This window comes from Paenibacillus amylolyticus, from assembly GCF_047302515.1.
Taxonomy (GTDB): domain Bacteria; phylum Bacillota; class Bacilli; order Paenibacillales; family Paenibacillaceae; genus Paenibacillus; species Paenibacillus amylolyticus_G.
In genome coordinates this window covers 3,249,773-3,263,329 of record NZ_CP168019.1, presented here as the reverse complement: position 1 = coordinate 3,263,329, position 13,557 = coordinate 3,249,773, and the positions used below count along the sequence as shown (strand labels likewise).

Sequence of the window (13,557 nt, the reverse complement as noted above, 5' to 3'; positions counted from 1 at the left end):
AACCAAGGGAGTGATAACCAACATGCTGAATCAAATGGTGCTGCAGGAGAGAATAAGCAAGGTATCTCAAGCGATGGAGTCTATGAAAAACACAAGCATCAATGAACAGTTTCCCATCGGACTAATCGACATACATCTATGGGAATGGCCGCAAGGTGTCGGTCTATACGGCTTGCTTCAGCTCCATGAGGCGACGAAAGATCCTAAAGTGCTGGAATTTCTGGAATCATGGTACAATGCAAGGCTGATGGAAGGATTACCAGAAAAAAATGTAAACACCTGTGCTCCGCTCCTTACTTTGATCTCATTATGCGAGCTGACCGGAAACAAAGAGTACGAACATGTTTGTGAGGAGTGGAGCAGTTGGATCATGGATGGACTGCTGCGAACCGGAGATGGTGCGTTTCAGCATATGATCACTGGAGACGCCAATGATGGACAAATTCTGATTGATACCCTGTTTATGACGGTGCTATTTTTGGCCAAGGCAGGGGTATACTTCAAGAAACCCGACATGGTGGAAGAAGCCAAACGACAGTTCCTTGTGCATATCAAATATCTATATAACAAGAAAACCGGATTGTTCTATCATGGCTGGGATTTCAATGAAAATCATAACTATGGTGCTGTTCATTGGGGAAGGGGCAATGCATGGTATACGGCGGGAGTTATGGATTTCCTGAATATCATTCCGATCGAAGACGGGCTGAAGGCCTATCTATTGGATACAGCAACCGCTCAAGTCAGAGCACTGAGCAAGCTTCAGGGTGAGGATGGCATGTGGCACACTGTGCTGGATGATCCAACCTCTTACAAAGAAACCTCGGCAACGGCAGCGATTGGATACGGCATTCTCAAGGGAATCCGGTATGGATACCTGGATGAATCCTATCACCAGAATGGCTTGAGAGCGCTTGAAGCGGTGTTGAAACAAATTGATGATCACGGAGTTGTACAACAGGTGTCTTACGGTACTCCTGTAGGGCAGGATGCTCAGTTTTATAAAGATATACCGATTAGTCCGATGGGGTATGGACAAGCACTTACGTTGTTTATTCTGATTGAGGGCTTGCGGGTTCCAACCGCCGACTAGAATAAGGTGGACTTTGTGTGGAGGATAGGGGATACAGTTTCCTGTATCCTCCTTTTTGTTTTAGTAAGCTCGAATCTCGATTAATTCGGCATAATTGCTGCCATTTGTGGCATCAATTATGATTCTCAGAGCCTGAGCTGACACAGGGACATCCAGGGAATGAACAACTTTTCTTTTGTGATTTTCTTGCACGCTTGCGACTTGTGTCCATTCGCCAGCCGGAGTCAGTACCTCCACGTGATAATCACGCACCAGCTCAGGCATCACACGGAATGTTGTGTGATGGTGATGTAAATTAACCAGATCCTCGTTCACATCATCATTAAACGTCAAGTGCAACTCAGCCAAGGTTTGTGGTTCTTCCCATGTCAGTTGTACCCATTCCGGCTTGCCAGACTGCATTGGCTGCGACATCCACTGTTGCGGCCCACCGTAAGGGCGATGATAACCGTTGATCGTGTTGTCCGATGAATAGGCTGAAGTCTCAGAGAGGGTACGACAGCAGAATGGCTGACGCGCCAACCCCTGCATAGACCATAATACGACAGGCTGATCCGTGGCATGATCCTCCAGATTTTTGGACACGTGGTTTTCTTCTGTTTTGAAGAAGATCAGCACCCCGCTGTGTGCTTCTGTCGAATGGTAGAGTGAGACGGCTTTGTTGGAGCGGATGATAATAAAAGCATTCTGCGGTTCTTCCGGTCGCCATTCGAGCGGCAGCTTCACCCACTGCGCAGTTCCTGTTGTAACGTTAACAGTCGCCGTAACTTGTAACAAATGCGGGACGTAGTTCTCCTTACGCCCCGTATCCCACAGCTCTACCGTCAGCGCGGTATCGCTGGATGCATCCAGCAGCAGCTCCAGGCCGCTGAGCACTGGATACACAGGCAGCAGCAGGGCAACATCCGTACCCAGCGGGTACGTCTCGCCAGGCTGCTCAAGGACGATGCCCGTCAGCGTGCTGGAGGCTGTAGCCTTGGCACGCCGGGCCAGATCCAGCTCATCGTGGCTGCGCACCCCGATGATGGAAGCGTCCTGCCGCAGCAACGTCTGCTGCAGGACCGCCAGATGCCTCGCGTGCAGCTCGCGCGGCGACACCCCCATGGCCGCGCAGAGCGCCGCGCCCGTACCCGCGGCTTCGCCGATGACCGCGCATGTTGCCATGACGCGCGTTGTGCCGAAGGCGACATGTGATGCACTGATGTCGCGCCCGGCCATGAGCATATTCCGCACATTTGCGGAATACAGCGAGCGGAACGGCACGTGATATACGCCATCGGCATGCATATGCTTCGAGCCACTCGCTTCGGCGTACATGCCCTGCGGGGGATGCAGGTCAATGGACCAGCCGCCAAAGGCAACGGCATCCGGGAACTCCCGCTGGCTGATAATATCGTTCTGGGTGAGCACATAGTCACCCGTGAAGCGGCGGTATTCCCTTTTGCCAGGTAGCGAACCAATCCACTCCAGCGTCATATGATCTGCATCAAACTTGCCGGAGTTCTTGATATAGTCCCAGATCCCGTAGATCACGGACCACAGTTCATCACGGATCAGCTCATTGTCATGAACGGTGTCATGTTCACCGCCCCATTCAATCCACCAGTAATGACAACCGGAATCCCCGCTGCGAATGACCCGGCGAATCGGAATGCTGGTCTGTGTAATATCCTTGGCAAAAGAAGGCGGGATATAACGGACAGGCGCACCAGCATCCTTGGTATAAAAGAGAAGTGTACTGCCCAGCGTGATCTGATCAGCCACCTCTGGTGCCCACTCTTCGCCATATTCGCTGCGGGCTTCCCGACCGAGTGCAAACTTGGCTCCAGCCAGAAAGCCAACCAATCCATCGCCCGTACAGTCCAGATAGATCTGACTTTCGAATCGGATTTTGCGCTCAGAACCCATCATCCACCCGGTAACAGAGGTGATCATGCGTTCATCTCCATCCCCAGTGGCCTCGACTTCATGTACATCCGTGTTCAGGTACAGGCTAATGTTGGATTCAGCTCGAACGGCTTCCAGAATGATCAAGTCCCAGAGATAAGGATTGCCTTCCGGATTACGATACTGATTCTCTACAAATAGTTCTCCCATGATACCCGTCTCGCGGGCATAACGGTTAATCCCGTGGGCGGTGGCACCGCACACCCAGACCCGAACCTCGCTGCTGGAATTGCCGCCAAGCACGGGGCGGTTCTGCACCAGCGCCACCTGCTGCCCCATGCGGGCAGCGGCTATCGCGGCGCATACACCAGCAAGTCCTCCGCCGATGACGGTGATGTCGTATTGTACATGCTCTTGTTTCATATCTGTGACCTCCTTAACTGAAGTTAGATCCACCTTGACTCCAACTACATATCTATAATTTCATCTTAGATTTATATATTCACTTTTTAAATGCACTATACTATCATCAAACATATACTTTATTTCACAGAAAGGGTGGTCAAGTCATGGAGCTGCTTAACCACATCTACTGGAAGCAAAAAGGGGAATTTGCTCTTACGGAAGATATCTATACGACTTGGGTGGCTTTTGCCGTCGAAGAGGGAATATTCCATTATGAGATTGGGGGTCAGATCGGAGAAGCGAGTTTTGGCGATCTGGTGCTGTGCCCCCCGGCGGTTCCTTTTCGGCGGACAGTCATTACCCCGCTGACATTTCACTATTTACAGTTTAGCAGTAGCTTGGAGGAGGAGGAGGAGTTTCTGCCACCAGCCGGAAAATCGCTGATTAATGACACGAAGCGGTTAGCCTCGACGTACGCTTATTTACGTCAGGACAGTGAGGAGAATAAGGGGGAAGTTGCCCGTTGGAAGACACATTTTATGATGGATTTGTGGCAGTTGTATCAGGTGGAACGCAGACAGAATCGCTTAAAGGAGCGGAGATTTACCGAAGACGCACGAATGGCTGAAGCGGCAGCGCTGCTGGAGGAGCGGGCGGAAGAGGAGATCAGCCTTCAGGAATTGGCACAGCGACTGGCCTTGAGTCCGGTTCAGTTGACAAGGCGTTTCCGGGAAGCTTTTCAGGAGACGCCATCAGGCTATCTCAAACGGGTCCGTCTGAAAAAAGCGCAGAACCTCTTGGCTGACAGCAGCCTGACCCTTAACCAAATTGCCGAGCGATGCGGATATGAGAACGGTTTTTATCTGAGTAGAGTGTTCTCCAAAACGTTGGGCATAAGTCCATCTGAGTATCGCAGGAGACACAGGGTGTAGGCTGAAAGAAGTAAGCAGAAAGCTTTGAAGACTACTTTAAAGACAACTTTTGAAGCCAGCGGAGCACCAGGTATACACCTTCGTTACGGGTTGTCAGATTATGGAGGAGCTGGTGTGAATGAGTGCAGAAGCAACGGATACTGCATTTCTAACCGAAATTAGAGGGGGAAGTACATTTCAGTTGTAGATCATAGACAATTTATACTATAATTTACCATATGGAGTCCTTATCCGAACGTATGCCCCCCGTATCCGTTTGAATGAGGACTCTGATTTTATAACTAAAACCAAGGAGGTGGATATGGCCTTAGCCTTTGGAATAAGGAATTCATCCTAATATTCGATAAAGGAGAATGGAAGCGATGAGAAAAATGATATTTTTGAAAGCGCTTAAATTTGTTTTGATGATAACTTTGTTAGTTCCTTTGTATTGGGCGGCTCCATCTGTCCATGCGGCAGAAGGGGAAAATACCTTGATTCTGAGTCATGATTTTGAAGATGGGACGGTCCAGAGCTGGAGCGGACGCGGTGAAGTAGAAACGCTTCATGCAAGCGCCGTTGCAGCTCGTACCGGAGATTATGGACTGGAAGTGAGCGGGCGTGCTATGACATGGCATGGGCCAGCGCTGGATGTGACAGAACTTTTGGAGGTGGGACAGACGTATGTGTTCACAGGCTGGGTGAAGCTTCCGGCGGGAGCGTCCAGCACAAACCTCAATATGTCTTTACAACGTACCCTGCCAGATACAACACATTATGAAAATTTAACATTCGGTACCGCATCCGCAGGCGGATGGACCAAGCTTACTGCACAGTTTAAAATGCTGGAACCAGCAAATCAGTTATCGGTTTATTTTGAAGTGCCAGACCGTGCCACAGCTTCTTTTTATGTGGATGATTTCCGATTGGAGAAGTTGCCGGATCTCGGACCCATTGTGATCGAAGAAGACATTCCTTCCCTACAGGATGCTTTTGCGGGCAAGTTTCGAATTGGGACGGCCTTCACGAACAATGAACTGCTGACCGAACCGGACAAGCAGCTGCTTACGAAGCATTTTGATAGTCTGACACCAGGCAATGTTCTGAAATGGGACAGTACCGAGCCGCAAGAGGGTATGTATAATTTCAGCGGGTCGGATGCCGCAGTCGCTTTTGCAGCAGCGAACGGACAAGAGATACGTGGGCATACCCTCGTTTGGCATACACAAACTCCGGATTGGGTATTCCACGATGCCAACGGCAATCTGGTGAGCAAAACGGTGCTGTATGAACGGATGCAGCAGCATATTGAGACGGTAATGGAGCGTTATCAAGGCCAGATCTACGCTTGGGACGTTGTGAATGAAGTCATTGATACCTCCGAGCCGGATGGCCTGCGGCGCAGTCTGTGGTACCAGATTGCCGGGGAAGAATATATTGAGAAAGCATTTGAATTCGCCCATGCAGCCGACCCGGATGCCAAGTTGTTTATTAATGACTACAATACCCATGAGCCGGCCAAAAGCCAGGCCCTCTACAATCTGATCACTCGCCTTCAAGCCAAGGGTGTGCCTATTGACGGAGTCGGCCATCAAACACACATCAGCCTCTTTTATCCATCCCTTTCGGAAATTGAGAGTTCCATTGTCAAATTTAAGGCGCTGGGCCTCGAAACACATATTACTGAGCTTGATGTAAGTGTATATTCCAATGATTCGCAATCTTATGATATCTTCCCAGAAGAACTGAAGACACAGCAGGCAGCGCTGTACAAGTCCCTGTTCCAGATCTTCCTGAGGCATACGGACACAGTCAAAAATGTTACCTTGTGGGGCAAGGATGATGCCAATACCTGGCTACGAACCTTCCCAGTCGCCCGCAACAACTGGCCGCTGCTTTTCGACGAGCGACTCCAGTCCAAGCCAGCCTATTGGTCCGTATTAGAGACGGTCCAGGTCGAGGCAGTACCAGCCGCTCCGCAGAATCTGACCGCCACTGCGGTTAGCGACAACAGCATCAATTTAAGCTGGAGTGCATCTGCAAGTGCGACCTCCTATACGGTAAACAGGTCGCTGACAGCAGCCGGACCGTATACATCTGTGGCCGCTGTATCGGGAACAAGCTATAAGGATATGGCGGTATCTGCTGGAACCACCTACTACTATGTGGTGAATGCGGTTAACAGCGTTGGGAAGAGTGTGAACTCCGTTCAAGCTTCCGCAAAGGCCCAGGGTGGAGGGCCGCCAGAGCCTGCTGGCCATCTGACTCTAGCCTATCGTGCAGGGGATACAAATCTGCTCGATAACCAAATGAAACCGCAGTTTGTCATTCACAACAACGGTACCTCCACAGTTAGCCTGAATGAACTGACAATTCGTTACTGGTATACAGTGGACGGGGAGAAACAACAATCCTTTTTCTGTGATTATGCACAGCTTGGAGGCAGTCAGATCAGCGGCAGCATAGTGAAACTGCCTGCACCTGTTCCTGGAGCGGACCATTATCTGGAACTGAAGTTCGGCACCGGAGCAGGCGTAATCCCGGTCGGAGGAACCTCTGGGGAGATACATACCCGGTTGCACAAAGCAGACTGGTCCAATTACAGCGAAGGGGATGATTATTCCTTTAACCCGCTGCAGACCTCTTTTGCCGATTGGACCAAGGTAACTCTTTACCGGAACAGCGAGCTTGTCTGGGGAGTGGAGCCTATATCCTAATTTGCTAAGTCGTTATATCTAGCCTAGCCGGAGATCCCAGATCTCCGGTTTTTTTAATGCAATAGAACAAATCTGTGTATCCCTATCCCGTCCCTGGCAACTGGTATCACATATCCATGCGAATGAGCCCGGCCCCGGCCGAAGCGGGGGAACTGATGGTATAATGATCTCAATAATTGCAGGGGGAGCGCTGAGGGGATGACAAAGCCCGACTGGAAGACCTTTTTGCCGCATAAGCTCAGGTATCGGCTGTTTGGTGCGTTTGTGGTGTTGATTCTGCTGCCATTCAGCGTACTTAATGTTTACAACTATGGCCAGATCGAATCTCTGGTTGAGCAAAAAATCAGTGAACAGAGCCACGAGCAACTGGTGCAGATGTATGGTTCTCTGGAGGACCAGATGAGTATTGCATTCAAAACCCTGATTTTTCTGGAACAGGATTCAGCCGTAAGAAACGTCCTGACTTCTCCAGACAATCGTTCTCCGCTTGAGAACAAGTCGTTGGTGGAAGAGAAGTTCAAGATGATCAACAACAGCTTTTTTCTATATAATCCTTCCGTGTACTTCACGCTGTTAGATTTTCATGATAACGTTTACACTTCGTATTTGCCCAAAAAAGCTCTGGCCTATGGCCCTTATCGGGAACAATTTCGCAAGCATCTTGGAGAAATGACCTTCATCAAGGGCAACACTGATTCAAACTCGTTTCCATCAGAAGAGTTGCTCTACCGCTGGGATGCCCGGGATACCAACCATGTCCTGCGGGAGCTATCCTCCAGCCCGTATCTGTTGTCCCTCTATGCGTATATGAAGGACAGTGGCGGCAAAAGGTACGGAATGGCACGGATCAGCATCGATTATTCGTACTGGTTTCAGTCTATGCTGAAGGATTCGCAGAGCAATCAGGAGTATTTCCTGATTACTGGCAATGGGGAAACGATTGCCCGCTCGTCCGAAAAAGCGGTACTTTCCCCAGACGTGACCAGGGAAATTGCACTTCATCCGGCAGAGGCCTATCTGACGGATAATGATTCAGATACGCTGATTAACTACGTATACATCGAGTCACTGGACTGGTACATGGTAAATCGTATTCCACTAGCTGTGTTGTTTACGGAGATATCGGGGCTTAAGCAGCGCTATTTTTTAACGTTTTTTGGCTTCACAGCAGCATTTGTGCTCATGGCCTTTATGATCTCGGCGACGTTCACTCGGCCTTTATCACATCTGCAGAACCAGATGAAGGAGGTTGTACGCAAAAACCTCAAGGTCCGTATCCCTGAAGGCCGCAGCCGCGGAGAAGTGCTGGAACTGACCCGTACGTTCAATACCATGCTGGATGATGCCAATCAGATGATCGCCAGACTCAAGGCGGAAGAACGCCAGAAGGAAGCGGTACATTTTCATATGCTCCTGGCCCAGATGAATCCGCACTTTCTCCTGAATACATTGAATACAATGAAATGGAGTGCGATCCGCAGCGGGAATGAAGAGATCTCCGAGATGTGTGTTTCCTTGGGCAAATTACTGGAGGTCAGCCTGAATTCACAGGTCGAATTGGTATACCTGAAGGATGAAATCGAGTTGGTTCAAGCCTACCTTCATATTCAGCGGATTCGTTACCGCGATAGCTTTGAGGTAACTTGTGAATTTGACGATAAACTGGAATATGCGCTCGTGCCCAAGCTGAGCTTGCAGCCACTGGTGGAGAATGCCATTCACCACGGTGTTGGGCCACTGGAGCAGCTTGGTCAGATCCGCATCGGAATTTACAGGCAAGACACAGGAAAGCTGATGCTGGAGGTGGCAGACAACGGAATTGGAATGGAGGAATCCCGGCGTCAGCAGATGACCCGCACACGTCCGGGAATCGGCCTGTCTAACCTTAAGGAACGATTGCGATTATTGTTCAAAGGCCAAAGTGAACTTGAAGTGATTGATACCAAGCCGGGGACATTAGTAAGGTTCAGTATTCCTTTTTTATTGTCGACGCCTTACTTACAGAAGCGGTCAGACTAGGGCGTGTCTGAAAACTCCGAAAGAAGCAGATTTTGCTGAATTTTCGTTCCAAGCAAGGAAGTTTTCCGCAGGCGTGCCGGGGCACGTCAAGGGGAAGTGACGCAGCATGGGGCGAAAAGGCGGTAAAAGATGCACTTCGCGAGTTTTGAGACACGTCCTACACGACTGGAGAGGGGAATCTGGCATGTGGAAGGTATTGCTTGTAGAAGATGAGGTATTCGTACGTGAGTCGGTACGAGAGATTATTTCCTGGGAAGAGCTGGGCTTCACGGTCATCGGGGAATCCGGTAATGGGACCGAAGCGCTGGCGATGATTATACAGGATACACCGGATCTGGTACTGACCGATATTGTCATGCCAGGTATGGATGGTCTGGAATTACTCAAACAGACCCGTCAGGCCGGGTTAAAAACCAAATTTGTCATGCTCACCTGTATGGGGGAGTTCGAATATGTACGCCGTGCAATGGAATACGGGGCTTCCAATTATATTTTGAAACTGTCCATGAGTGTGAATTCACTGCGTGATACACTCCGTAAAGTAAGTGCAGAACTGGGAGCTTCGACTGAAGCCCGGACAGAGAAAGATCATCATCAAGTGCCACCTTCCACACCGGTTCTCACATCAACGCCTGTTTCGCCTGATTCTCTTACGGTCTCTTCTGCGCCTCCGTCTGATACGGATCTTCCATTTACACCTGTTCGTGAGCCGATTGTGAAACATCCGGAGATTAGCAAAATAATTCAGTATATCGGACAGCATTACGACCAGGACATTACCGTCAAATCCATGTCACGATATGTGATGATGGGCGAGAATTATGTGAGTGCTTTGTTCAAAAAGAAAACCGGCCATACCCTGATTCATTACTTGCATGGGGTACGGATGGAGAAAGCGGCGGAATACTTGCGCGAGACAGACCTTCCCGTACAGGAGATTGGTTACCGGGTAGGGTTCGGAAGTGATAATTATTTCATTAAAATATTCAAGCGTTGGACCGGTTGCACGCCCAGCCAGTATCGCCATCGTTCGTGACTCACAGAGTAGAAGGAATATGTGTACCGAGTGCTCCGGTAAGCACAAGTAAATCCGTATTTTTGTTCAATCCGAATCATGGATATGTATCTTATGAACCCAGCAAGGTCCCTGCTACGATGTAACGGAAGGTACACTTCAATTCAGGGAGGTCATGTGACCAGATGAGAATCAAAAAAGGATTAACGGGATTAATCGTAGGTGCGCTGATGCTGGGCTTGCTTGCCGGCTGTGTAGGTAAAAATGAGACGAACGGTGGAGATAACGGAGGTGGAGCGGCAGGCGGAAAAGTGAAGCTCACCATGTGGGGCGCGGTACCGCCCGAGAATGGTCCACAGGAAGTCGTGGATACCTGGAATGCGGAACATCCTGATATTCAGGTGGAATATGTGCGGTTTGTGAATGACGATGATGGCAACCTGAAGCTGGATACGGCGCTGTCCACCGGGCAAAACGTTGACCTGTATGTCAACTATACCCTCACGAATCTGGATAAACGCATCAAGGGCGGTACAGCACTGGATCTGGGCGAGTTCACCGATTACAACATTGATGAGAAAATGGGTGAAGATGCGGCTTCCTGGAAAGTGGACGGCAAATATTACGGGATGCCAACCAAGAAAAACGCTGCCTTCTTCGCTTTAAATATGAAAGCGCTTGATCAAGCGGGACTGAGTGTACCAGCAGCCTGGACTTGGGATGAAGCCCGTGAATATGCACTCAAACTGAAGACGGCTGGCTTCAAGTACGGATTGGTGCAGCATACCGCTTCCTATGTAGACCCGCTCGATTCCGTTCTGGTGAAGAACGGTTATGTTAAGGCAGACGGCACTTCCAACCTAGATGATCCGCTCGTCACTAAATGGCTGGAGACTTTGAACGGAATGATGAAGGAGGATGCAACCACCCCTCCGCTCGGAGAGCAGCTGACTTCCAAAATGCCGGTGGAGAACATGTTCCTTGGCGGTGAGTCTGCCATGATTAATATCGGCGAATGGCTGATCCGCACATCAAACAATATGACCGAGTTCCCGCGGGATTGGAAAATTGCCTTTGCCCCTGTACCGAGACTGGCTGCACAAGAAGATATGGTGAAGAGCGGAGGACTTGGTGACTTTATTGCGATCAATTCCAAGTCGAAAAATAAAGAAGCCGCATGGGAGTTCCTGAAATGGTACGCCGATGGGGGAATGATGCCGATGGCTGCGGGTGGACGCCTGCCTTCCTCCAATGCGGTTGATCAACAGACTGCGATCGATCATCTGCTGGGCGATTATGCCGATTCTTATGATAAAGAGTCTCTGGAATTTGTGTTGTACGGTGACGAGACACCTACGTTTGTCCGCAGCATTGCGCAGGAAGTGGTCGATCTGCGTGCACAGGAGTATGAAAAGTTCTTCCTCGGTAACCAGACTGCCGAAGTAACGGTACAGAACATGGTCAAACGCCATAATGACTGGCTGAAGCAGAATCAATAGATTGCAAAAGCAATGAGTCCAAAGGCCGTCCCAATGGGGCGGTTTTTTCTATATAAGCAATAGAACAATTCCATGTTATTTCTCTCCCGAAAGGCACTGCCGAAATACATATATCTGTGATATCAGGTACAGGGTTATGTTCCTTAAATGTTAGAGGACATCTTGTTATGCTTAATTCCAGAACAGATGTTAAGGAGTGGGGGAGCATATGCATAAATCCTGGATGAAACGGCAGAGCAGGCTCGGGTATCTGTTTATTGGGCCCAATATGATTGGCGTGCTGTTGTTTTTTATTATACCGGCTGTCTATTCGTTCTATCTCATGTTCACTGATTACAAATTCATGAGCCCGGAGACGAATTTCGTCGGGCTGGACAATATCCGCCGGATGTTGAATGATGATCTGTTTGGCGTGGCGCTGCGAAATACATTTGTATTTCTGTTAGCGGTTCCGGTATCAATGGGGTTGGCTTTTATCGTGGCGGTGGCGCTGAACAAGTCGGTGTATTGGCAAAAAACGCTGCGTGCCCTCTATTTCATGCCCTATATCACCAGCGGCGTTGCCATCGCTTTTGTCTGGATGCTGCTGTTCCAGCCAACATCGGGGCCCATTAATGGCTTCTTGCGGGGGATCGGTATTACGAATCCACCCGGATGGTTATCAACAACCGAATGGTCCATGTATGCGATTGATATCATCTGGATCTGGTTCATGTTGGGTTACAACATGATTATTTATCTGGCCGCTTTGCAGGAAATTCCGGAGGAATTGGTTGAGGCTGCACGGATAGATGGAGCCCGTCCTTGGCAGACGATACGCCAAGTGATTTGGCCTCTTGTGAGTCCAACGACCTTTTTGCTGCTGATTACCGGGCTGATTATGACCATCAAAAACTTTGGTATCATTCAAGCAATTACCCAGGGTGGGCCGGGGAACAGTACAACCGTGCTGTCACTTTTTATCTACCAGAATGCCTTCCGATATTACGAGATGGGATACGCTGCCGCCATAAGCTGGGCACTCTTTGCCATCATCATGATATTCACTGTTTTGCAGTGGCTCGGTCAGAAACGTTGGGTTCACTATTAAGGAGGGGAGGGATCGTTATGGAGAAACAAATTGCCGCGAATGCGAAGCCCACAGCTCCACATTCACCTAAAGTTAAAGTCCGCATGGAGTCCTTGACGCAGATTCGAAAAATCATACTGACACTTCTGATGTCCGGGTTTGCCCTGCTGATGATTATGCCGTTCATCTGGATGATCAGCACGTCGTTCAAATCTCCTGCGGACGTATTCACCTATCCCATCCAGTGGATACCCTCCAGCCTCAACTGGGAGCATCACATTAAGGTCTGGAGCGGAGCGGATACCTTTGCCACATATTATCTGAACTCGTTGAAAATATCGCTAATTAGCACGATCGGAGCTGTATTTCTCTCGGCTTTTGCAGCCTATGGCTTCGCACGGATTCAATTCAAAGGCCGGGAGACATTGTTCCTGATCTATCTCTCGATGATGATGGTGCCGCCGCAGGTACTCTTTGTACCGAAGTTCCTGATGTTTGAATGGGTTGGCATATATAATACGCATTGGGCATTGATCCTGCCTGGAATGTTCACGATCTTTGGGGTGTTTATGCTGCGGCAATTCTTCCTGTCCGTGCCTTCAGAGATCTCGGAAGCGGCGTTCATCGACGGTGCCGGTCACCTGCGCATATTCTTCAGGTTGATTCTGCCCTTGGCGAAGCCTGCACTGGCTACCCTGGCCATTATCGATTTCTCCTGGCACTGGAATGACTATGAGAATGCGCTCGTGTTCCTGATCGACAAAGACCTGTACACTGTGCCGCTCGGACTGCAGAACTTTATTCTGGAGAACAATGTGGACTACAACGGCATGATGGCCGCTGCCACGGCAGGCATTATTCCGATGATCATCGTTTTCCTCGTGGGTCAGCATTATATTATCCAGGGCGTGGCCGGAAGTGCCGTGAAGGGCTGAAGCTGCT

General features: G+C 49.6%; 9 protein-coding genes. 8 read left to right on the top strand and 1 reads right to left on the bottom strand.

What is annotated here, in order from left to right; genetic code table 11:
• Positions 1–22: 22 nt before the first annotated feature.
• Positions 23–1,093 carry a glycoside hydrolase family 88/105 protein gene (locus tag ACDJ59_RS13765; protein WP_413409459.1) on the top strand — a complete coding sequence of 357 codons (1,071 nt, stop codon included), beginning with the start codon at positions 23–25 and terminating at the stop codon, positions 1,091–1,093.
• A gap of 60 nt (positions 1,094–1,153) precedes the next feature.
• On the opposite strand, the gene ACDJ59_RS13760 is transcribed toward ACDJ59_RS13765, so the two are convergent.
• The gene (locus ACDJ59_RS13760) at positions 1,154–3,403 is read right to left on the bottom strand and encodes an FAD-dependent oxidoreductase (protein WP_413409457.1); all 2,250 of its coding nucleotides are present in this window, start codon (positions 3,401–3,403) and stop codon (positions 1,154–1,156) included.
• Positions 3,404–3,549: 146 nt separating this feature from the next.
• Here ACDJ59_RS13760 and ACDJ59_RS13755 point away from each other — a divergent pair, with 146 nt between their 5' ends.
• The 7 genes from ACDJ59_RS13755 to ACDJ59_RS13725 all read left to right on the top strand — a co-directional run bounded on the left by ACDJ59_RS13755 (position 3,550) and on the right by ACDJ59_RS13725 (position 13,550).
• Positions 3,550–4,317: a helix-turn-helix domain-containing protein gene (locus tag ACDJ59_RS13755; RefSeq protein WP_036609049.1), complete on the top strand. Its 768-nt coding sequence runs from the start codon at positions 3,550–3,552 to the stop codon at positions 4,315–4,317.
• A gap of 362 nt (positions 4,318–4,679) precedes the next feature.
• On the top strand, positions 4,680–7,013 hold the full coding sequence (locus ACDJ59_RS13750; protein WP_413409455.1) for an endo-1,4-beta-xylanase: 2,334 nt from the start codon (positions 4,680–4,682) through the stop codon (positions 7,011–7,013).
• Between the two features lie 198 nt (positions 7,014–7,211).
• Positions 7,212–9,032 (top strand): cache domain-containing sensor histidine kinase, encoded by a 1,821-nt coding sequence (locus ACDJ59_RS13745; protein WP_413409454.1) that lies wholly within the window; start codon positions 7,212–7,214, stop codon positions 9,030–9,032.
• A gap of 184 nt (positions 9,033–9,216) precedes the next feature.
• A complete protein-coding gene (locus ACDJ59_RS13740) occupies positions 9,217–10,068 on the top strand; it encodes a response regulator transcription factor (protein WP_413409453.1) in 852 nt (283 codons plus the stop codon).
• Between the two features lie 164 nt (positions 10,069–10,232).
• Positions 10,233–11,546, top strand: a complete 1,314-nt coding sequence (locus ACDJ59_RS13735) for an ABC transporter substrate-binding protein (RefSeq protein ID WP_413409452.1) — start codon at positions 10,233–10,235, stop codon at positions 11,544–11,546.
• Positions 11,547–11,754: 208 nt separating this feature from the next.
• The gene (locus tag ACDJ59_RS13730) at positions 11,755–12,636 is read left to right on the top strand and encodes a carbohydrate ABC transporter permease (RefSeq protein WP_036670532.1); all 882 of its coding nucleotides are present in this window, start codon (positions 11,755–11,757) and stop codon (positions 12,634–12,636) included.
• Positions 12,637–12,653: 17 nt separating this feature from the next.
• Complete coding sequence (locus ACDJ59_RS13725) at positions 12,654–13,550, top strand: carbohydrate ABC transporter permease (protein ID WP_017688969.1); 897 nt, start codon at positions 12,654–12,656, stop codon at positions 13,548–13,550.
• Positions 13,551–13,557 lie beyond the last annotated feature (7 nt).